The organism is Pseudomonas sp. B22129, assembly GCF_044218875.1.
GTDB lineage: Bacteria > Pseudomonadota > Gammaproteobacteria > Pseudomonadales > Pseudomonadaceae > Aquipseudomonas.
In genome coordinates, this window is the sequence record NZ_CP162592.1 from 6,386,663 (window position 1) to 6,409,003 (window position 22,341).

General features: G+C 54.1%; 18 protein-coding genes and 1 pseudogene. All 19 read right to left on the reverse strand.

What is annotated here, in order from left to right; all coding sequences use genetic code 11:
- Position 1: 1 nt before the first annotated feature.
- The 19 genes and pseudogenes from AB4P94_RS29060 to gyrA all read right to left on the reverse strand — a co-directional run bounded on the left by AB4P94_RS29060 (position 2) and on the right by gyrA (position 22,328).
- Complete coding sequence (locus AB4P94_RS29060) at positions 2 to 871, reverse strand: hypothetical protein (RefSeq protein WP_395608523.1); 870 nt, start codon at positions 869 to 871, stop codon at positions 2 to 4.
- Complete coding sequence (locus AB4P94_RS29065; protein WP_395608524.1) at positions 846 to 2,021, reverse strand: hypothetical protein; 1,176 nt, start codon at positions 2,019 to 2,021, stop codon at positions 846 to 848. The genes AB4P94_RS29060 and AB4P94_RS29065 overlap by 26 nt, the downstream gene beginning before the upstream one ends.
- A 56-nt stretch (positions 2,022 to 2,077) precedes the next feature.
- Positions 2,078 to 3,526 carry a hypothetical protein gene (locus AB4P94_RS29070; RefSeq protein ID WP_395608525.1) on the reverse strand — a complete coding sequence of 483 codons (1,449 nt, stop codon included), beginning with the start codon at positions 3,524 to 3,526 and terminating at the stop codon, positions 2,078 to 2,080.
- Positions 3,527 to 3,539: 13 nt separating this feature from the next.
- Positions 3,540 to 4,799 carry an O-antigen translocase gene (locus tag AB4P94_RS29075; RefSeq protein ID WP_395608526.1) on the reverse strand — a complete coding sequence of 420 codons (1,260 nt, stop codon included), beginning with the start codon at positions 4,797 to 4,799 and terminating at the stop codon, positions 3,540 to 3,542.
- Position 4,800: 1 nt separating this feature from the next.
- Entirely contained in the window at positions 4,801 to 5,931 is a 1,131-nt protein-coding gene (locus AB4P94_RS29080; protein WP_395608527.1) for a DegT/DnrJ/EryC1/StrS family aminotransferase, read from the reverse strand.
- Positions 5,932 to 6,017: 86 nt separating this feature from the next.
- Positions 6,018 to 6,446 carry a sugar 3,4-ketoisomerase gene (locus AB4P94_RS29085; RefSeq protein ID WP_395611401.1) on the reverse strand — a complete coding sequence of 143 codons (429 nt, stop codon included), beginning with the start codon at positions 6,444 to 6,446 and terminating at the stop codon, positions 6,018 to 6,020.
- A gap of 3 nt (positions 6,447 to 6,449) precedes the next feature.
- A pseudogene (rfbC, locus tag AB4P94_RS29090) lies at positions 6,450 to 6,995 on the reverse strand (dTDP-4-dehydrorhamnose 3,5-epimerase); the annotation flags it as partial.
- The gene (rfbA, locus tag AB4P94_RS29095; protein ID WP_395608528.1) at positions 6,995 to 7,885 is read right to left on the reverse strand and encodes a glucose-1-phosphate thymidylyltransferase RfbA; all 891 of its coding nucleotides are present in this window, start codon (positions 7,883 to 7,885) and stop codon (positions 6,995 to 6,997) included. The pseudogene rfbC and the gene rfbA, both read right to left, overlap by 1 nt.
- Before the next feature lie 612 nt (positions 7,886 to 8,497).
- Positions 8,498 to 9,859, reverse strand: coding sequence for a Wzz/FepE/Etk N-terminal domain-containing protein (locus tag AB4P94_RS29100; protein WP_395608529.1), 1,362 nt, complete (start codon positions 9,857 to 9,859; stop codon positions 8,498 to 8,500).
- A 403-nt stretch (positions 9,860 to 10,262) separates the two neighbouring features.
- On the reverse strand, positions 10,263 to 10,499 hold the full coding sequence (locus tag AB4P94_RS29105; RefSeq protein WP_395608530.1) for a LapA family protein: 237 nt from the start codon (positions 10,497 to 10,499) through the stop codon (positions 10,263 to 10,265).
- A 24-nt stretch (positions 10,500 to 10,523) separates the two neighbouring features.
- The gene (gene ihfB, locus AB4P94_RS29110) at positions 10,524 to 10,820 is read right to left on the reverse strand and encodes an integration host factor subunit beta (RefSeq protein ID WP_003189779.1); all 297 of its coding nucleotides are present in this window, start codon (positions 10,818 to 10,820) and stop codon (positions 10,524 to 10,526) included.
- 130 nt (positions 10,821 to 10,950) lie between these two features.
- Positions 10,951 to 11,235 carry a hypothetical protein gene (locus AB4P94_RS29115; RefSeq protein ID WP_395608531.1) on the reverse strand — a complete coding sequence of 95 codons (285 nt, stop codon included), beginning with the start codon at positions 11,233 to 11,235 and terminating at the stop codon, positions 10,951 to 10,953.
- Positions 11,236 to 11,396: 161 nt separating this feature from the next.
- On the reverse strand, positions 11,397 to 13,085 hold the full coding sequence (gene rpsA / locus AB4P94_RS29120; protein ID WP_395608532.1) for a 30S ribosomal protein S1: 1,689 nt from the start codon (positions 13,083 to 13,085) through the stop codon (positions 11,397 to 11,399).
- 120 nt (positions 13,086 to 13,205) lie between these two features.
- Positions 13,206 to 13,895 (reverse strand): (d)CMP kinase, encoded by a 690-nt coding sequence (gene cmk, locus AB4P94_RS29125; RefSeq protein WP_003172653.1) that lies wholly within the window; start codon positions 13,893 to 13,895, stop codon positions 13,206 to 13,208.
- Positions 13,892 to 16,102, reverse strand: a complete 2,211-nt coding sequence (locus AB4P94_RS29130; RefSeq protein WP_395611402.1) for a bifunctional prephenate dehydrogenase/3-phosphoshikimate 1-carboxyvinyltransferase — start codon at positions 16,100 to 16,102, stop codon at positions 13,892 to 13,894. Before AB4P94_RS29130 ends, cmk begins: the two co-directional genes overlap by 4 nt.
- 28 nt (positions 16,103 to 16,130) lie before the next feature.
- A complete protein-coding gene (gene hisC, locus AB4P94_RS29135) occupies positions 16,131 to 17,243 on the reverse strand; it encodes a histidinol-phosphate transaminase (RefSeq protein ID WP_395608533.1) in 1,113 nt (370 codons plus the stop codon).
- Between the two features lie 9 nt (positions 17,244 to 17,252).
- On the reverse strand, positions 17,253 to 18,347 hold the full coding sequence (pheA, locus tag AB4P94_RS29140; RefSeq protein ID WP_003172650.1) for a prephenate dehydratase: 1,095 nt from the start codon (positions 18,345 to 18,347) through the stop codon (positions 17,253 to 17,255).
- Entirely contained in the window at positions 18,347 to 19,432 is a 1,086-nt protein-coding gene (gene serC, locus AB4P94_RS29145) for a 3-phosphoserine/phosphohydroxythreonine transaminase (RefSeq protein WP_395608534.1), read from the reverse strand. Before serC ends, pheA begins: the two co-directional genes overlap by 1 nt.
- Positions 19,433 to 19,673: 241 nt before the next feature.
- Entirely contained in the window at positions 19,674 to 22,328 is a 2,655-nt protein-coding gene (gene gyrA, locus AB4P94_RS29150) for a DNA gyrase subunit A (RefSeq protein WP_395608535.1), read from the reverse strand.
- Positions 22,329 to 22,341 lie beyond the last annotated feature (13 nt).

The window sequence follows — 22,341 nt, forward strand, 5'->3', positions numbered from 1 at the left end:
ATCACTCTTTAAAGGACGAAAAATATGAACGAAGGAAGCCAGAGTGCTTATACGAAATGCTCTTTCTAAGAGCCGATACAGCCAAGTACGCCTCCATCACCCAACGAAAGAGAAAACCTTTTCGCTCAAAAACAACCCTAAATCCTCGAATCATTTCCTGAAAGCGAAAAATTGCGCGCTCTGGGCTATCAGACGTATGCTCGGATAGATCATGCTGCAGAGCAGTGTCAAGCACATAAAAGTGAGAATAATAAGATTCATACCTTACAAAAAAGGCAGTGTCTGTGACATAAAATTTTAATCGCTCATCGAACAAGGGTGACATCTTTTCATAGCATGTTTTTCTGAATATGACGCCACTATTAATCGCAAGCTTGTTAACTGAAGAGTTTAGCCCCGCATCGACCGCGGATGAGAGACGGCCGAGGAACCAAAACCGCTCGCCCGGACTTACGAGCCTTTCCCCTGAGTAAATCTTGGGCAGTATCACACCAAATGTGTCAGCGGGCGATGTCCCTTCAAACTCTAACGCACTCGCAATAGCATCGACATAATTTTGACTGGAGTAATCTGTGTCATCATCAGAAATCATGAAATGCGTTGCACCACCGGCAAAAGCCTTATCGGCGACTGTATTATAAATCTCGGACAAGCCATTATTACTGCCTTCCAGCCACGTCAAGCCATCTCTTACAAGGCAGGGAGAGCACTCTGGTGTGTTATTCCACACAAAATATTCAACCTCAACTCCTTTACCTTGGAAATAATCAAAATTTTCCAATAAAGTTGTTACAGCAGCAGAATTCTCATAATGCCTTTTATAAAGAACAATCAATATCGAAAGTTTAGTTTTTACGATATTTTGAGTCATACATCACCACCACTATAACCAGCGCAAAAAGGTACAAGACGACACTATTGGTATATGACTGAAAGAAGAAGCTACTCAGAAAGAACGGGTAACTGATGATCAGGTAGTCCGCAACACCCGCCATGAAGGGACTGTTGCCAAGTCGCAATTGCTGGGCAACCGCGACAATTTTGCTGTAAAAGAACACGAGGCCGATCATGATTGCCAGCCCTATGTAACCAGAGGAAGACAACAGGTTCAGCCAAAATGAATCAAACCAGTAGGCTTGCCCCGGCCCGATCGCACCGAATCCCAAACCCAATGGCATCGAACCTAACGAGCCCAAGACTTCCGACCACTGACGCACCCGATCCAACGCAGACAGGTCTTCGGTATAGCCCAATGCGAGGTAAATAAATATTGAGCACGTAAAAAAGAGAAGATAACAGTACCCCAAAAATGAGATAAGCCCCCTTCTCTTGAAACACTGCAGTACCGCAAGAAAAAATACAGCGGACACCATTCCAATTGCTGCGGTTCTGACCGAGCCATATATAATCAGCGCAGTCGAAAAAAGCGCTACGACCAGGTAAATCAAAAAGCTTAGGTTATATGCCTTCTTCCTGATAGCCTGCACAAACAGGCAACACGCGAAGAGTGCCGTATTAAGTACAAAGGCATTAAATTCAAGCGTGCCAGTAAAAAAACCCGACATTCTTGCATTGCCGTCCCGCATGGAATTATAAACTTCTAGCTCAAAGCCTTTCTCAGACAGTAATGGCCAATACCAAAACTGTTCCGCATCACTGATACTCAGATACTGATAAACGCCATAACCGCCCGAAACAAACGTCATCGTCGCAAGCGTAAAAAAGACCAGTCGCAGTTTGGTTTCCAAATTCAGCTTCCTGCACACTGCGTTCAGCATCAATGCAAAGAGTACAGGCATGGCAAATGAACGAAACATCCGAAATGACGCGTCGGATAGTTCTCCACACATCGAATAAAAGAAAATGAAAAATACGAAAACAAAGAGCTGTTCTTGGTACTGTTTGGGTATCGAATGGCGAGTTCCGGCTTGAAAAAACGCGATCAACACTGTGAGAAGAACGTAATACAAGACTGCACCTTCGCGCCATGCACCAACGGCGGAAGGGGCATGAAGCGTCAAGATTACATAATCCGAGAGGACCAACATTATTATAAAAAAGCGCAGCCCCAGCGCCCTCATGACTTACCTGACCTTACATTATTTACAGCAATCTTTTTCAGCCTCAGCACTGCCAACTTCACAATCACTTTCATTTTCTGCACAGCATTCAATTCAAGCAGCAAGCTATACAAAAACCGTTTATCGAAATCCATCAACTTCGAGACAACCAGTGGCGGAATAGCCGAGCTAATCTTCCCCAGCTGCTCATAGACAGCAACATCTCCCGTCCAAGTCACATACTTTTCCATTTCGTTAACACTTACAGCCCCGTCGTACAGACACGCTCTATAGCGTGATTTGACAGCCTCGTAACCATTCACGGCGAACACTGCCGCAATAGTCTCTTCGTCATTATCACGCAGTAAAATGCTTTCGATGAGTTCGTCGACACTTACATCTTTCAGGTTATCCGCTGGCGAGTAGCCTTGTATGGGGGCCCGCAGCCCAACGCACCGACGACCACTGACCAGTTGCTCCGCAAAGGCGGTGCCTCCTGGTGTAGGATAACTATCAACGTAAAAGTCAGCATCCTCCAAAAGCTTTAAATAGCTTTCATAGGGTACTGACGACAAAATCCTGAACCGGTTGCCGTACCGAAACTTAAGTGGCCACCACCAAAAATTAGTGTAGGGGTTGGCACCCACTATCCAGAACTTCGCATTTTTAAACTCAGATAGAACCCGATCGATCGCCGGCCGTAGATCGTAGTTTTTAACAGGTTTGAACTTGAACGGTGAGGCCGCGCTGAAAAAATTCAGTGCGTCCGTTTTCGCTGGCAAGCGATGCTTTTTTGATAAGCGTTGACTGGCCAGCGGAATTCCAAGAAATGACTTTTCTCCAGAGATATTTTTTTTCATGTCCCGGTGTCGCCCGAACGTACTTATTTCAAAATATACGTCTGCAACCGAACTACCATAAGTAAACACATGGTCGGCATGATTGACGAAAAATATCTTTGTACTGCTAACATTTTTTACTATGGCGCATGCGATAACAGAAACCATGTCATCGGGATGGATATGTAACACCACCCTATTATAAATCTTTAAACAGCCAACAATTTCAGCAATCATCTCCAGCGGAGTGCCTGGCTTCACGCCTCTGCATTCCTCAAAAAACTTCTGGGTACGCTCAATAGCCTTTTCGTCGCTTACCCGGGTAATTAAAAGATCCGGTTTATCCACGTGCATGGTCGAAAGTTGTTCCATGAGCCGGGTGTGCCCACCGATCAGATAAGGCTCCGAGATCACATGAATACAATCCTTAACAGCCGCTTGAAACTCGCCTTTCGGTAGGATGGCCACGCAGCGCTCAGTTAATTCAGTCTCCAGCTCGGGATCGTCGTAGATTCCTTTGTCGACAGACCATAAAATAGCGCCATACACTTCCGCAAGCTGGATGCTTTTATTGATATCTTTTTGCGTTAAAATTAAATCGCGAATTGAAGATAGCAAGCGACTCATAGGCAAAAAGACCTCACACTTCAGTATTTTTATTTAGCTTTCTATAAATTAGAAAGTACATAACAATCAGGTAGATACCATAGTTGAGCGCGTGAGCCCATGTCACCCCAATCGGGCCGCCCAATTTTGTAAGCACCACCGTCAAAAAATAGAACCCAAACGCAAAAATAACTTCTGTCAAGATGTACATCTTGACCATAGCCTTACCCAGCATCAGATAAGCCAGTATCCAACTTGCAATTTTTAGAGTATCGCCCAACATCTGCCAGGCGAAAAAGTCTCTCATCGGGCTGAACGCGCTGGTGAAGAGCAGGCCAATGATAAAGTCCCTTAATAGGTAGATTGTCAAACCACACACCATTGCTACCGGCAGGATCAACTTATAACCTTGAAGAATCTCCCTCTTGATCTCCTGAGGGCTTACCAACTCTGACAGCTTCGGAAGGAAATAAAGACCCAGCGTGGTTGTCACGACCAGCAGATAAGCCGTGCTTAACCGCCACATGGCCTCCCAATACCCAGCCGTTTCCCAGCCAAACTCCGCCCCCAAATAGTTCCGTACCAGAATATGGCTGACCGGTACGCTAGCGGCTGTAGTCAGTGCCATAGCGGTAAATTTCGTCAAATTTATCGCTGTCTGCTTATCCATACGTCCCAGAAAGTTAGACATCCGAAACCACGGTGTTCTGTAGCACAACAAGCAGGTTACGAAAAAAGCAATCGACTGATAGAGCACTAACGAGATCAAGGCACCATATAGGCCAAATTGCATAACCATAATAATGGTCACTGCCAGGGAAAGCAGGCTTCCGCCGATATTGGCCAATATATACCGGTTGATTTCTTTTTTGCCGTTAAGAATAGCGAGCAACAAAGAATTAAAGGAGAAGAATATGACCGTGGCCGCACACCAGATAAAAACACTATAGAACGACTCATCATTGAAGCACCAGACCGCCAGCGGTTTGCTAAATATGACGATTAAAGCAGATGTCACAATCGACCCAACGAAAGCGATAGTACCTGCGGTACGCCACACGCGACGCTGCGCGCCTTCATCCTCTTGATACTCGGCAGTGTATTTGGTCACGCCGGTGCTGATAGCACCGGTAGAAAATGTCGTCACCATTTGAACAGCATTTTGAAACTGGCCTAACGCGGCATACCCAGACGGCCCTACATAAATGGCGAGCATCTTGTTAATGCCCAACAATGTGAGCATTTTAATAATGACAGCAATGCCGTTGAGAAAGCTTGTTCGAAGCAGTGTCATATCAGGCTTCTACAGAAAAGCTGTTACAGGCATCAACGACTTGCTGAGCCTCGGCATCTGTCATCACCGGGCTAATTGGCAAACTTAATACTTCCCGATGAATGCATTCGGTAATAGGGAATGATTTATTATAAAAGTCAGCCCCCACGTAGGCTTGCTGCTGATGCGGCGGGATAGGATAGTGAATCAGTGTTTGAACACCGGATGCCGCCAGGTGGGTCTGCAGCGCCTCGCGGACCTTCGAGCGCACGACAAACAGGTGCCACACGTGTGAGGTATGGTTCATGACATCCGTGCCTGAATCCAATGGCATTTTGATTAAAGGATTCTTTATTCCCGCCATATAGATCGCGGCTACACGCCGGCGCGCTTCGGTCTGTGCCTGCAAGTATTTGAGTTTTACACTCAACATGGCAGCTTGTATTTCGTCCAAACGGCTATTCACACCCCGTACAAGATTCTTGTATTTCTCGTGTGAACCGTAGTTTCGCAACGCCTGAATCATACGGACCAACTCTGCGTCACTGGACGTAATGGCGCCAGCATCGCCCAAAGCCCCCAGGTTTTTACCTGGATAAAAACTGAAGCCGGATGCATCACCCCAATGTCCCGCACTTTTACCAGCCACTTGCGCACCATGCGCCTGAGCGGAATCTTCAAGTACGAGCAGCTTCTCACGCTTTGCAATCGCGTCAATGGCAGGCATGTCCGCCAACTGTCCATAGAGGTGGACAGGCATGATCACTCGGGTTTTTTCGGTTAGTGCGCGCTCGACGTTCCGGGGGCATAGATTGTAGGTATCGACATCAGGCTCAACCAAGATCGGTTTCAGGTTATTTTCCGTCACGGCCAGCACCGTCGCGATATAGGTATTGGCGGGGACAATTACCTCGTCGCCGTCCTTGAGTTTACCCATTTCTTTCCAGGCGCGAATCGTCAGTATCAGCGCGTCCAACCCATTTGCTACGCCAACGCAATGACGCGCACCGGTATAGGCCGAAAACTCCTCTTCAAAGCGCTTGAGGTGCTCACCTTGAATATACCAACCAGAATCAATGACACGTGTTGCAGCTTCCACGAGCTCTTCGCGGTAAGCCGAGTTCAATGATTTAAGATCGAGAAATGGGATCATCAAAAATACCTGGTGTCAGTACTTCGTTATTAGGTGTAGGAAGGCGCAGGCAGATCTGCGCCATCGAAATTAAGCTGGCGGCTCAATCAAGCGTATCGTTTCGCCGCGAGAAGAAAGTCATCGTAGTTTCGCAAGTAATCACTTTCATCATAATGATTGCTGGCAAATACCAGGAGGACGCAATCTTCGCTGAAGTCGTGCATCTCACGCCAGATCAGGTTCTTGATGTGGATAGCCTTGTTCGGAGCATCCAGCCATATGGACCGTTTCTCCAAACCGTCATCAATCAGAATCCTGCACTTTCCTGACAGACAGACAATGTACTGTTCCAATCGATGGTGCGCATGCGCCCCCCGGCTGACACCGGACTTGGTATTGAAGATGTAGTAGGCTCGCCTGACGTCAAAGGGAATGTCGCGCCCCTGCTCCAGAGCGATCAAACTGCCGCGGTCATCACCGATTACCTTCAACTCGTGCGACGTCACATCGCCCGTCAAAACCGATATTGAAGACATCACGTCCGAAAGCAACGGCGCTTCATTGTCCTTCTGACTGACGGTCAACCCTTCAGTAACCGGCCACTCAATAGCGATGGCGGGATCGCTCCAATTAATCGAAGCCTCGCATGCCTTGGAGTAGATATCCGTAGTCTTGTAAAGAAACTCCGTGTTGTCTTCCAACGCTAAAAATCCGTGGGCAAAACCTTCTGGAATCCAAAGCATCCGTCCATTCTTGGCGGAAAGCTCGACACCCACCCACTGGCCAAACGTCTCTGAGCCTTTTCTAATGTCAACCGCAACGTCATAGGCACTGCCTGAGGTAACCCGTACCAGCTTGCCCTGCGCATGAGGTGCGCGTTGAAAGTGAAGCCCTCTCAGCACATTCTTTTTTGAGCAGGAGTGGTTGTCCTGTACGAAAGAACGCGGAATGGGGTGGCCCAGTGCGGCAAGTTGCTCATGAAACAAAGGCTCATTAAAGCTCTCCATAAACCATCCGCGGTCGTCTGCGAAGATTTTTGGTTCAATGACAACAACGCCAGCCAGCTTGGTTTCTATAAACTTCATCAGCTCTTATGCTCTGTCAAAATCTTTTGTAAATACTGGCCGTAGCCTGTTTTGCTCAGGTGCCGTACTTGATCAGCCAATTGTTCTGGTGTAATCCAGCCAGCATGGAAAGCGATCTCTTCCAGGCACGCCACTTTCAAACCCTGACGATGCTCGATGGTGTGCACAAATTGACTTGCCTCCAGAAGCGACTCGTGGGTTCCTGTGTCCAGCCAGGCGAAGCCTCGCCCCAACATTTCAACGTTCAAGCTTTTCCGCTCGAGGTACGCACTATTTACATCGGTAATTTCAAGCTCGCCACGGGGTGAGGGGCGAATGCTCTTGGCAATATCCACGACCTGATTGTCATAAAAATACAGCCCTGTAACGGCATAATTCGACTTCGGCTTGGCAGGCTTTTCCTCAATACTCAAGACTCGCCCGGCACTGTCAAACTCAACAACCCCAAAGCGCTCTGGGTCTGAAACGTGATAACCAAAAACCGTGGCACCGCAAACCTGAGACATGGCTGAACGCAAGTTGTCGGAAAAATGCTGCCCATAAAAAATATTGTCGCCCAGGATCAGGCACACCGGATCCTCGCCGATGAACTCCTCGCCAATGATAAACGCCTGCGCCAAACCGTCAGGGCTAGGCTGTTCGGCATAGCTCAACTGCACACCGTACTGGCTGCCGTCACCCAGCAACTTCCTGAAGCCAGGCAAGTCATCAGGCGTCGAGATAATCAAAATTTCACGGATGCCTGCCAGCATTAACACCGACAAGGGATAGAAAATCATCGGTTTGTCATAGATAGGGAGCATTTGCTTCGACACCCCCAGCGTCAACGGATAGAGACGGGTGCCCGCGCCTCCGGCAAGAATAATCCCCTTACGCTTCAACATTGTCATACCTGAAACACATCCTTTACCGTTGATTCCCCCACCGTTCCGACAGAGGCTTGCTTAAGGTTTCCGTAAATCACTTGCTATTCGAGCTATAACCATTGGCAGCCTTGCAGCGACCAGCGTAAAGCTAACACTGTAGAAGGCTCACGACTGCTCTCTGCCGGCGCTTGTTTATCGCTCAATGAAGGCGGCTGAAGGGACCTGAGCACATGACCGCAACGCAGAATGCACGAGGGTTGCAGAGCCGTGATGATACAGCGCTCGCCTCTCATTTCAATGAAACACATCGTGAAAAGACTGCATGGCTTCGACAGCAGGCACGCTAGAAGTACATCGTATTTTTTGAGTGACTGATAAACGGCTAAGGCTGACTGTTAGAACCTGACCAAAAATCAAGCCGGAACACCCTGCCTATTGAACGCGGGAGAACGTAACGTAGCGCTCCCCCTTTCCCAGGCAGCCTGAATTTATGCGCTTCATCGCTGATGCGCATTAACGAACACCACTACCCGATTAGGCTATTACACAAATGCCAGGAAACGCGCGAATGGCCCTTGGCAGAAATCCGAAAATAACGAGCCAAGGTGCTCACACCACCATGGCTCGTTATGTGTTTCAACTATCGCTGGATTGAAGCGCAGCGCGCCCCTTCGATGGTTTACCTACAGCAGCCGGGAGCGAAGGCATGGCACTTTGCGTCATTCGTCGAGCGCTGACCACAAAGTGCCTGACCAGAGCAGCCAGGACACCTAAAATCACACCCACTATTCCCCCAACAACCAAGATCAAAAGTTTTTTGGGATTGGTGGGTGCCAGCGGCTCCAAAGCCTTGCGATCAATTGTCACCAACTTCATATTGCTGATGTCTAGATTACCTAAGTTTTGCAAGCGCACGACTTCAGCTCTCAGCGGCTCTACACCCGACAGAAAAAGATCTTCATTTTGGCGCTGCTTGAGCACCTCAATTTCACGATTGCTCTGCAACAACTGAAGCTCACGCGCAATTTGAGCAACTCGACCTTCAGTAAAATCATCAGACTTGCGCTGCAGTAATGCGTTGCGCTCGGCCGTCAGCGCCTCGACCCCCATGAAGTAGAGAGGTACTTGCTGATTATTAATCTCTGTTCGCATTACACTGCTGTCACCTGCTCGAGCAGTTTTCTCTCCCAACGCGGAGGGGGTCGTCGGTTTTTCGATATCCAGAGACTTGGCAATTGTGATTGCCTCTCCTAATAAAGCGATCCGATCTTGCCGTGCGGTCTTGATTTGCTGGCGCAAGGCTTTCAATTCATCCTGCAACTGAGCACGCTTGAGGTTATCCGACTCTTGAAGTGTCGCTATTCGCGCATCTTTGTCCGTCTTATAGCTGGATCGAGCAGCCTCAATCTTACCCTCCAACTCAGCCAGGCGGTTTTTAACGATGACCTTCAGATCGGCAGCGATTTGCTGACGTTCAGCGTCAATCGCAAAATCGACAAATTTATTAAGGACACTGACACCATCGATGCCTTTAGGATAATTGAGCCCAAGGCCAATATATGCGCTCAGAGAATCGGACTTTTTCGGATCAGGAAGAACCAACTTCAAAGAGTCGCGATTAAAGGCATCAAAGCTTTGCTCAAGCGTTCTACCCGGGCGCTCGAACGGTTTGAACAGCGCTTGATTCGCCCTGAAAAAACTCAGCCGGGTCTCATAGGACTCCAGAGAAGCCCCCACCTTGATCAGCGCTTCACCCGGTGGCAGTCGATACACTTCTGAACGATTCAGTGCATCGAGCTCATTAATAGCCGCAGGGCGCAGCACACTGCTTACCTGGTATTCTGGCGTTGCAGTAAAAGCATAAGCTGCCGCAATCAGGGTTACCCCGGCAGTTACAAGAAGAACAAGTGTTTTTTGCTGCCAAACCGCCTTAAAGACGGCGGTGATATCAATTTCACCGTACGGCGGCGCAGGGGGAACGCGGAAACTACTACTCACAACAAAAACCTGCCTTCAATGAGAAACTGCGGGCTCGTTATGCAGACAAAATTGTGGATTTTTTATTTTAATTGAATGACCGCCGAAGCACAGCGTCGCTGCCGAGCTTGGGGCGCACAAAATGTCCGTTTCGAGAACAGGCCTCATTTTGCCATCTCTCTGACATATTACAAGGCTTGACAAGGCTGTAGGCTGAATCCTACAAGACGAAAAATATCGTTTACGTGGCTTTCCAGAAACGTTTCGGCAGATGCCGGGCAAGAAAAACGAGCAACTCTAAAGCTCGTCAGCGGATAAGCCATTCGTCAGAATACCGTCATTTCGGTCAGACTCAGGTCAGCCTGGAAGATGGCCGCACGAAAGATATCCGGAAGGTCAAGGTCAATGACGATCTCAACCTTTATTATTCGCGCCTTGCAGAAAGGCGTTGCTTACGCCACAAACGAACACCCAGCAAGGGCCCAATCATCATCCCGCCGATCAAAGCGAGCACAATATAGACAGCCACTGGCATCTGCGGGGTATTAAAGCCCAGAAACGACAGAGAGATCGCTTGTTGGTTTTCCAGAACAAAACCTAGAACCACCAGCGCCACAACCAATACCGTCAGCACCAGGACGACACGCTTAACCCCACGCATAAATTTCTCCTACCCCAAAAACACTCAGACGCCCTCTTCCTCCTCTTCGTTCACCCGATCGCGCAATTCCTTGCCCGGCTTGAAGTGAGGCACGAATTTTCCGTCGAGGCTGACGGACTGACCGGTCTTTGGATTGCGACCTACGCGCGGTGCCCGGTAATGCAGAGAGAAGCTGCCGAAACCACGGATCTCGATACGATCTCCGGTAGCCAGGCACTGGGACATTTGCTCAAGCATGGTCTTGATAGCCAGCTCCACATCCTTGGATGAAAGCAGCCCTTGATGGGTGACAATTCGTTCGATCAACTCCGACTTCGTCATATTTTTCCCTTCTTTTTCAAGCAGCTAGGAAAAGCGCTTCGAAGGTTTTAGCACGACTTGATGAATTTGAACAGCCCACTCACCCACTTATCTACCAGATAAATCCATACCCGCAAACACACTTACAACCTCAATTACAAATGACCAGCATGGTACGAGTTACCGCACCGGCAGGGTTCCAACCAAACAGGTAGTCACCCTCTTCATCCTTGGCATCGCTTGACCGGGCAATGACCTTGTAGCCTTGCATCTTGCATTCTCGCGCAGCGCGCCTCTCGCACTTATCCCAACCCGAACCAAGACCGGAACAGTCGATCTCGATGCCACTGACGCCACGCTTGGCATGGGTCTTGGCGCTGGTGGCGGAACAGCCCGCAAGCACGATCACTGCAAATACTACGATCAGCCTCTTCATCAGAATCCTTATTGAAACAACAGCACGAAAAATCACCTCTCTGAAACTATAGTCAGTTCCATGTCCAAGCTGTAGACCTCCCTTCCCAACTGTTGATTCAACGAATTTCAGGCACAAAAAAGGGCGACCGAAGTCGCCCTTTTTCTACAGCTTTACAGAACTTAGTTCTGCTTGGCCATTGCTTGACGCAACAGAGCAGCCATAGTGGTGTCAGCTGCTGCTTCGCCTTCCGGAGCAGTTTTCAGGCTCTGGATTGCTTCTTTCTCTTCAGCATCATCTTTCGACTTGATGGAGAGTTGGATCACGCGGCTCTTGCGATCAACGCTGATGATCTTGGCTTCTACTTCCTGGCCTTCTTTCAGAACGTTGCGCGCGTCTTCAACGCGGTCACGGCTGATTTCGGAGGCTTTCAGAGTCGCTTCGATATCGTCGGCCAGAGTGATGATGGCGCCTTTAGCGTCAACTTCCTTCACGATGCCTTTAACGATTGCGCCTTTGTCGTTGTCCTGAACGTATTCAGAGAACGGGTCGCTTTCCAGCTGCTTGATACCCAGGGAGATGCGCTCGCGCTCTGGGTCAACCGACAGGATAACGGTGTCCAGCTCGTCGCCCTTCTTGAAACGACGAACAGCTTCTTCGCCAACTTCGTTCCAGGAGATATCGGACAGGTGAACCAGGCCGTCGATGCCGCCGTCCAGACCAATGAAGATACCGAAATCGGTGATCGACTTGATGGTGCCGGAGATTTTATCGCCCTTGTTGAACTGGCCAGAGAAATCTTCCCATGGGTTAGATTTGCACTGCTTGATGCCCAGGGAGATACGACGACGCTCTTCGTCGATGTCCAGAACCATAACTTCCACTTCGTCGCCGACTTGTACGACTTTCGAAGGGTGGATGTTTTTGTTGGTCCAGTCCATTTCGGAAACGTGTACCAGACCTTCAACGCCTTCTTCCAGCTCAGCGAAGCAGCCGTAGTCGGTCAGGTTGGTAACACGCGCGGTTACGCGAGTGCTTTCCGGGTAACGGGCTTTGATAGCAACCCATGGATCTTCACCCAGTTGCTTCAGGCCCAGGGAAACACGGTTGCGTTCGCGATCGTATTTCAGAACCTTGACATCGATCTCGTCGCCAACGTTGACGATTTCGGAAGGATGCTTGATACGCTTCCAAGCCATGTCGGTAATGTGCAGCAGGCCATCCACGCCACCCAGGTCGACGAATGCGCCGTAGTCGGTGAGGTTTTTGACGATACCTTTGACTTGTTGGCCTTCCTGCAGGGATTCCAGCAGAGCTTCACGCTCGGCGGAGTTCTCTGCTTCCAGGACGCTGCGACGGGAAACGACAACGTTGTTGCGCTTCTGGTCGAGTTTGATGACCTTGAATTCGAGTTCTTTGCCTTCCAGGTGCGTGGTGTCGCGCACAGGACGAACGTCGACCAAAGAACCTGGCAGGAACGCACGGATGCCGTTAACGTCGACAGTGAAGCCGCCTTTAACCTTACCGTTGATAACGCCCTTGACCACTTCTTCAGCTGCGAAGGCTGCTTCGAGAACAATCCAGCATTCAGCGCGCTTGGCTTTTTCACGGGACAGCTTGGTTTCACCGAAACCGTCTTCAACCGAGTCCAGAGCAACGTGAACTTCGTCACCGACATTGATTGTCAGATCGCCAGCATCGTTGTAGAACTGTTCCAGCGGGATCAGAGCTTCAGACTTCAGACCAGCGTGAACGGTTACCCAGCGAGCTTGGTAATCGATATCAACGATAACACCGGTGATGATGGAGCCAGCCTGAAGGTTCAGGGTTTTTAGGCTTTCTTCAAAGAGTTCCGCAAAGCTTTCGCTCATTTTAATTCCTGTTGATAAGGGCGAAGAATACGCCCATCTCCACACCCCAGACGGTGTGGGTCAGTTTCAGTTAAAAGAAGCCACCGCAGGACTATGACTGGTCCCCTGCGGCCTTCTTGATCATCCGGCGATATCGCGAATGGCGATTTCACTCAAGATGCGTTCCAGCACCTGCTCGATGGACAACTCCGTGGAATCCAGCTGTATGGCGTCAGCCGCCGGCTTAAGCGGGGCCACCGCACGCTGGGTATCACGCTCATCGCGTGCACGGATCTCATCTAGCAGACTCGACAGACTAACACCATCGACTTTGCCCTTCAACTGCAAGTAGCGGCGGCGAGCCCGCTCCTCGGCGCTGGCGGTCAGGAAAATCTTCAGCGGCGCCTCGGGAAAAACCACGGTGCCCATGTCACGGCCATCGGCCACCAACCCCGGCGGCTCCTGAAAGGCCCGCTGACGCTGCAGTAATGCGTCACGCACGGCCGGCAGCGCGGCAACCTGAGACGCCCAGGAACCCACCTGCTCATTACGCAAGTCATCGGTCACGTCATCCCCTTCGAGGATAATGCGTTGCGGATGACCTTCCGTCGCCCCGACGAACTGCACATCAAGATGTGCCGCCAGCAGCTTCAGGGATTCTTCATTGGTCAGGTCGACGCCATGGTTACGTGCGGCAAAAGCCAGCAAGCGGTACAGCGCGCCGGAATCCAGCAGGCACCAGCCCAGGCGCTTGGCCAGAATGCCGGCGATCGTGCCTTTGCCCGAGCCACTTGGCCCGTCGATGGTAATCACCGGTGCTTTGATATTCACAATTGAGCCTCTTGGGCAACACGGATGCCGACTTGGGCACACAGTGTAAGAAAGTTCGGAAAAGATGTAGCTACGTTGGCGCAGTCACGGATACGAATCGGCGCCGTTGCTCGCAGGGAAGCCACGCTGAACGCCATGGCAATGCGGTGATCGCCATGGGCATGCACCTCTCCACCACCCATCGGGCCACCCTCAATGATAATCCCATCAGGGGTCGGTTCACACTTCACGCCCAACGCCAGCAGACCATCGGCCATCACCTGGATACGGTCGGACTCCTTCACGCGCAGCTCTGAAGCGCCACGCAACACCGTTCGCCCTTCAGCACAGGCCGCCGCGACGAACAACACCGGAAATTCATCGATCGCCAACGGCACCAGCGCTTCGGGAATCTCGATACCCTTCAGCGGTGCCGCTCGTACGCGCAGATCCGCGACGGGCTCACCACCTACCTCACGCTGGTTCTCCAGGGTGATATCCGCGCCCATCAGCCGCAGGATATCGATCACGCCGGTGCGCGTGGGATTAACGCCCACATGCTCCAGCAGCATCTCAGAACCCTCGGCAATCGAAGCTGCCACCAGAAAGAACGCTGAAGAAGAAATATCCCCCGGCACTTCTATATGGGCAGCAGTCAGCGCATGACCGGACTCCACCGACGCCGTCGCACCCTCCACCGCCACCGCATAACCAAAGCCACGCAACATGCGCTCGGTGTGGTCACGGGTCGGCGCAGGCTCGGTCACCGCGGTTTTACCTTCAGCGTACAACCCGGCCAGCAATAGGCAGGATTTGACCTGGGCACTGGCCATCGGCATTGCATAAGCCAGGCCTTTCAACGACTGGCCACCCCGAATGGTCAGCGGCGGACGCCCTTCCGGTCCCGTCTCGATCACCGCCCCCATTTCCCGCAGCGGCTTAGCCACACGATTCATCGGGCGCTTGGACAGGGACGCGTCACCAGTCAGCACACTGTCGAAGCTCTGCGCTGCCAGCAAACCGGACAGCAAACGCATGGAAGTACCGGAGTTACCGAGATAAATCGGCCCCGGCGCTGGCTTCAGGCCATTCAGCCCGACACCATGAATCGTCACGCGCCCATGGTGCGGCCCTTCAATTACCACGCCCATGTCGCGAAACGCTTGCAGGGTGGCCAAGGCATCTTCGCCCTCGAGAAACCCCTCAACCTCGGTCACGCCATCAGCCAATGAACCCAACATGATCGAGCGATGAGAGATCGACTTGTCGCCCGGCACCCGGATCTGCCCGCTCAAGCGGCCACCCGGATTGGCGAGAAAGGTCAGCTCATCAGCGTTCACAGCTGTTTCCATATAGGCCCGGCGCGCCAGGATCTTGCTGAAATGTTCGCGCGCCACCCGCGCACGGGTGAACACGCCCAATAACTGATGACCATCCCCGGCATCGACCGCGTCGCGCAAGGCGTCGAGATCACTGCGGAAAGTGTCCAGCGTGCGCAACACCGCCTCGCGATTGGCCAGAAAGATGTCGTGCCACATCACCGGGTCGCTGCCGGCAATCCGCGTAAAATCGCGAAAGCCGCCGGCGGCGTAACGGAAGATATCGAGGTTCTCGTTGCGCTTGGCCAACGAGTCCACCAAGCCAAATGCCAGCAAGTGCGGCAGATGACTGGTCGCCGCCAACACTTCATCGTGGCGCTCGACCTGCATATGCTCGACATCGGCCCCCAGCTCGCGCCAAAGACGATCCACCACGGCCAAGGCCGCCGGGTCCGTTTCTTCCAGCGGCGTCAAAATCACCTTATGGCGACGGAACAGCTGCGCATTGGACGCCTCGACCCCGCTCTGCTCGGAGCCGGCAATCGGATGCCCCGGCACAAACCGCGCTGGCATGCCACCAAACGCCACTTGGGCCGCACGCACCACATTGCCCTTGGCGCTGCCGACATCCGTGAGAATCGCCTGGCCAAGGTCCATGCCAGCCAACAACGCCAACATTTTTTCCATGGCCAGGATCGGCACCGCCAGTTGGATCACATCCGCACCCTGACACGCGAGCGCCAGGTCCGCCTCACAACGATCCACCACGCCCAACTCAACCGCCAGCTTGCGCGATTGCGGGTCCAGGTCCACACCGACCACTTCGCCGCACAGCCCGCTTTCGCGCAGGCCTTTGGCGAAGGAGCCGCCGATCAAACCCAAGCCGACCACCACCAGGCGACCGATCATAGGCACAGCAGATTGCAATGCAGTGACATCAACCACGGGCCAGAACCTTGGCCAACGCCTCCAGGAAGCGGGCGTTTTCAGCCGGCAAGCCGATGGTGATACGCAGGTGATTCGGCATGCCGTAATTGGCGGTCGGGCGCACGATCACGCCTTCACGCAACAGGCCCTGGAACACCGGCGCAGCCACTTGGCCGAGGTCGACACAAATGAAGTTGCCCTTGGACGGGATCCAGCCCAGGCCCAGCTCACGGAAGCCTTCCTGCAGTTGCAGCATGCCGCTTTCGTTGATACGCCGACCTTCTTCCAGGTACTCGGCATCCTTCACCGCCGCACAGGCCGCCGCCAGGGCGAGGCTGTTGACGTTGAACGGCTGGCGCACGCGGTTCAGCACGTCGGCCACCACGGCAGTGGACAAGCCGTAACCCACCCGCAGCGACGCCAAGCCATACGCCTTGGAGAAGGTGCGCGAAACCAGCAGGTTCGGGTACGCCGCCAGGAAATCCAGGCCATCCGGCAGGTCACCGCCTTCGGCGTACTCGATGTAGGCCTCGTCCAACACCACCAACACCTGTTCCGGCACGTCTTGCAGGAAATCATTCAGCGCCTGGGCATCGAACCAGGTGCCCGTCGGGTTGTTCGGGTTGGCAATGAACACCACGCGGGTCTGCGCGTCGATAGCGGCCAGCATCGCCGGCAGGTCGTGGCCCCACTCTTTCGCAGGAACCACCTTCGCATCAGCGCCGACCGCTTGAGTAACGATGGGATAGACCGCAAACGCATGCTCGCTGAAGACTGCATTCAAGCCCGGCGCCAGATACGCACGACCGACCAGTTCGAGAATGTCATTGGACCCGTTACCCAGTGTCACTTGACTCAGCTCGACCCGGCACTTTTCTGCCAGCAGGGTCTTGAGAGCAAAACCATTGCCATCGGGATAGCGCGTGAGCTCGGCCAATTCGTCGCGAATCGCCGCCAACACCTTCGGGCTTGGGCCCAGCGGGTTTTCGTTACTGGCCAGCTTGACGATGTTCGCCGGATCCAGGTTCAACTCACGCGCCAGTTCGTCCACGGGCTTGCCCGGAACGTAAGGCGACAGTTGTTGCACGCCCGGCTGTGCCAGGGCGAGGAAGTTGCCACTCATGTTAAAGCCTCACAAAACCGCTTTCGGGTAAGAGCCCAGCACCTTGAGTGCCACGGCTTCCTGACTGATTTTCTCCAGCACACCTTTGACCAGCGGGTCACGATGATGGCCAATGAAGTCGATAAAGAACACATAAGTCCATTTACCGCTGCGCGAAGGGCGAGTCTCGATGCGCGTCAGGTCAATCCCGTTATCGTGGAACGGCACCAGCAGCTCATGCAGCGCGCCGGGCTTGTTGCTCATGGAGACGATGATCGAGGTCTTGTCGTCGCCAGTCGGCGGCACTTCCTGGCTGCCGATCATCAGGAAACGCGTGGAGTTGTCCGGGCGATCCTCGATTTTCTCGGCCAGACGCGTCAGGCCGTACAGGCCCGCCGCCATGTCACCGGCGATGGCTGCCGAATTCCACTCACCTTTAACTCGCTTGGCCGCTTCGGCGTTGCTGGACACTGCCACGCGCTCGACATTCGGGTAGTGCGCGTCCAGCCACTTGCGGCACTGGGCCAGCGATTGGGCGTGGGAATAGATGCGGCTGATGCTGTCGGTCTTGGTGTTTTCACCCACCAGCAGATGATGGTGGATGCGCAGCTCGACTTCGCCACAGATCACCATGTCGTGCTCAAGGAAGCTGTCCAGCGTGTGGTTGACCGCGCCTTCGGTGGAGTTTTCCACCGGCACCACACCAAAATTCACCGCACCGGCCGCCACTTCACGGAACACTTCGTCGATCGCCGCCATAGGCTTGCTGATCACCGCGTGGCCGAAGTGCTTCATGGCCGCCGCCTGGGTGAAGGTGCCCTCAGGACCGAGGTAAGCCACTTTCAGCGGCTGCTCCAAAGCCAGGCACGACGACATGATTTCGCGGAACAACCGCGCCATTTCTTCGTTACCCAGCGGACCCTTGTTGCGCTCCATCACGCGCTTGAGCACCTGGGCTTCACGCTCGGGGCGGTAGAACACCGGCACTTCGCCTTCCGCCAGGGACGCCATTTTCACTCGGGCCACTTCTTGGGCGCAGCGCGCACGCTCACTGATCAGTTCCAGGACTTTCTCGTCCAGGCTGTCAATGCGTACGCGCAGGGCCTTGAGTTCTTGCTCAGACATTAGCCGTGTTCCTTTTCGAACTCTGCCATGTAGGCAACCAGCGCATTGATGGCGTGGATGTCGACGGCGTTGTAGATAGAGGCGCGCATGCCACCAACCGAACGGTGACCCTTGAGGTTCAGCAGGCCGCGCTCTTCAGCACCGACCAGGAACGGCTTGTCGAGACGGTCGTCAGCCAGGCGGAATGGCACGTTCATCCACGAGCGGTCCGTCAGGTTGATCGGGTTGCTGTACAAACCGCTGGCGTCGATGAAGTCGTACAGGACGCGCTTTTTCTCTTCGTTCAGCTTGCCCATCGCGGCGACACCGCCCTGCTCTTTCAGCCACTCGAACACCAGGCCGGAGAGGTACCAGGCAAACGCCGGCGGCGTGTTGTACATCGAGCCGTTATCGGCCGCGACTTTGTAGTTGAGCATGGTCGGGCACAGCGAGCGCGCGCGACCCAGCAGGTCTTCACGGATGATGTTGACCAAAATACCGCTTGGGCCGATGTTCTTCTGCGCGCCGGCGTAGATCATGCCGTATTTGGACACGTCGATCGGGCGCGAGAGAATGTCCGAAGACATGTCGCACACCAACGGCACGTCGCCGACTTCCGGCACCCAGTCAAATTCCAGGCCGCCGATGGTTTCGTTCGCGACGTAATGCACGTAGGCCGCGTCCTTCGACAGCTTCCACTCGTTCTGACCTGGAATCGCGAAGTAATCGTAAGGCTTGGCAGTGCCCGCCACGTTGACGTTGCCGTAACGGGAGGCCTCTTCAATAGCCTTCTGCCCCCAGATACCTGTGTCGATATAGTCAGCGGTGCCGTCTTCCGGCAGCAGGTTCAGCGGGATCTGTGCGAACTGCTGGCTGGCGCCGCCTTGCAGGAACAGCACTTTGTAATGGGAGGGGATGTCCAGCAAGTCGCGCAGATCCTGCTCGGCCTTGGTGGCGATTGATACAAACTCATCGCTGCGATGGCTCATTTCCATCACGGAGAGGCCTTTTCCATGCCAGTCGAGGAGTTCACCCTGCGCACGCTGCAGGACTGCTTCAGGAAGCGCCGCGGGACCGGCACAGAAGTTATAGGCTCTCTTGCTCACATCCAATCTCACTCTGATCTGGTGGGGCTGCAATCATGTTCGGCAACAACCGTTCTCTGGAGCGAACCCTTGTGGGAGCTGGCTTGCCTGCGATACAGGCACCTCGGTAGCTCAGTGATACCGCGGTGATGCTATCGCAGGCAAGCCAGCTCCCACAGGGGCCGCGCCCGGACACAGTTGTGTATTTCATAAGGGACAAACAACAAGGGGGCGAATCTTCATCCGCCCCCTGTGTGTCCGCTTATTCCTGCGGTTCTTCTTCGTCTGCGGCAGCGTCGAGGGTCGGCTCGTCGACGTTGTCATCGCCTGCTGCGATCACCTCGCCTTCAAACTCCTCACCTTCCAGCTCTTCGCCTTCAACTTCCGACGGCTCCTGCACACGCTCCAAGCCGACGAGTTTTTCGTCCTTGGCCAGCTTGATCAGGGTCACGCCCTGAGTGTTACGGCCCAGGCTCGACACTTCAGCCACTCGGGTACGTACCAGGGTGCCCTGGTCGGAAATCAGCATGATTTCCTCGCCATCGAGTACCTGTACCGCGCCGACCAGACGGCCGTTGCGGTCGTTGCTGACCATGGCGATCACGCCCTGGCCGCCACGCTTGTACTCCGGGAACTCGCTGATAGCGGTACGCTTGCCATAACCACGCTCGGAAGCGGTGAGGATCTGGCTGCCTTCTTCCGGGATCAGCATCGAAATCAGCTTCTGCCCTTCCGGCAGGCGCATGCCGCGCACACCGCGGGCGGTACGGCCCATGGCACGCACGTCGGATTCCTTGAAGCGCGTGACCTTGCCGCCATCGGAGAACAGCATGACTTCACGCTCGCCATCGGTGATGGCAGCCGAAATCAGCACGTCGCCTTCGTCCAGTTCCAGGGCGATCAGGCCCACGCTGCGTTGACGGCTGAAGGATTCCAGCGGGGTCTTTTTCACGGTGCCTTTGGCGGTGGCCATGAAGATGTAGTGACCTTCGGTGTATTCCTCGACCGGCAGCATGGTGGTGATGTATTCATCACTGTCCAGCGGCAGCAGGTTGACCAGCGGGCGACCACGGGCAGCGCGGGACGCTTCCGGGATTTCATAGGTTTTCAGCCAGTACACCTTGCCCTTGCTGGAGAACAGCAACAGCGTGGTGTGGCTGTTGGCGACCAGCAGGTGAGCGATGTAGTCCTCATCCTTCACGCCGGTAGCCGACTTGCCTTTACCGCCACGACGCTGAGCCTGGTACGCAGCCAATGGCTGGGTCTTGGCATAGCCGCCGTGGGAGATGGTTACGACGCGCTCTTCTTCCGGGATCATGTCACCCAGGGTCAGGTCGAGGCGGGCATCGAGAATCTCGGTGCGGCGCACATCGCCATATTCGGCGCGGATCACTTCGAGCTCTTCGCGGATCACTTCCATCAGGCGCACGGCGCTGTTGAGGATGCGGATCAGCTCGCCGATCTGGTTCAGGATCTCCTGGTACTCGGCCAGCAGCTTCTCGTGCTCCAGGCCGGTCAGGCGGTGCAGGCGCAGCTCGAGGATGGCCTGGGCCTGTTCCGGCGACAGGAAGTACTTGCCTTCGCGCAAGCCGTATTGCGGGTCCAGGGTCTCCGGACGGCACGAATCGGCGCCGGCACGCTCAACCATGGCCACCACGGCGCTGGATTCCCAAGGCGTGCTGATCAGCGCTTCCTTGGCTTCCGACGGGGTTGGCGAGGCCTTGATCAGGGCAATGACCGGGTCGATGTTCGACAGCGCAACCGCCTGGCCTTCCAGGATGTGGCCGCGTTCGCGGGCCTTGCGCAGTTCGAACACGGTACGGCGGGTCACTACTTCACGACGGTGACGGACGAAGGCTTCCAGCAGATCCTTGAGGTTCAGGATGCGTGGGCGGCCGTCGATCAGTGCCACCACGTTGATGCCGAACACGCTTTGCAGTTGGGTCTGGGCGTAGAGGTTGTTGAGGATCACCTCAGGCACTTCGCCACGACGCAGCTCGATCACCACGCGCATACCGTCTTTGTCGGACTCGTCGCGCAGTTCGGTGATGCCTTCGAGCTTCTTCTCTTTAACCAGCTCGGCGATCTTCTCGATCAGACGCGCCTTGTTCAACTGGTAAGGGAGTTCGGTGATGACGATCTGCTGACGGCCACCGACCTTGTCGATGTCCTCGATCATCGAGCGGGCGCGCATGTAAATGCGGCCGCGACCGGTGCGGTAGGCTTCGATGATGCCGGCGCGACCGTTGATGATCGCCGCTGTCGGGAAGTCCGGACCCGGGATGTATTGCATCAGCTCATCGACGGTCAGCTCAGGGTTGTCGATGAGGGCCAGGCAACCGTCGATGACTTCACCGAGGTTGTGCGGCGGGATGTTGGTGGCCATGCCCACGGCGATACCGCTGGAGCCGTTGACCAGCAGGTTGGGAATACGGGTCGGCATGACCGCCGGGATCATTTCGGTGCCGTCGTAGTTCGGCACCCAGTCCACGGTTTCTTTATGCAGGTCAGCCAGCAGCTCGTGCGCCAGCTTGGTCATGCGCACTTCGGTGTATCGCATGGCCGCGGCGTTGTCGCCGTCGACCGAACCGAAGTTACCCTGGCCGTCTACCAGCAGGTAGCGCAGGGAAAACGGCTGAGCCATCCGAACGATGGTGTCGTACACCGCAGTGTCGCCGTGGGGGTGATACTTACCGATCACGTCACCGACAACACGGGCAGATTTCTTGTACGGCTTGTTCCAGTCGTTACCCAGCTCGCTCATCGCGAACAGCACACGCCGGTGCACGGGCTTCAAGCCATCGCGCGCATCAGGCAGTGCCCGACCGACAATTACGCTCATCGCGTAGTCGAGGTAGGACTGTTTCAGCTCGTCTTCGATATTGACCGGGAGGATTTCTTTGGCCAGTTCGCCCATGAGAAGCCTGATT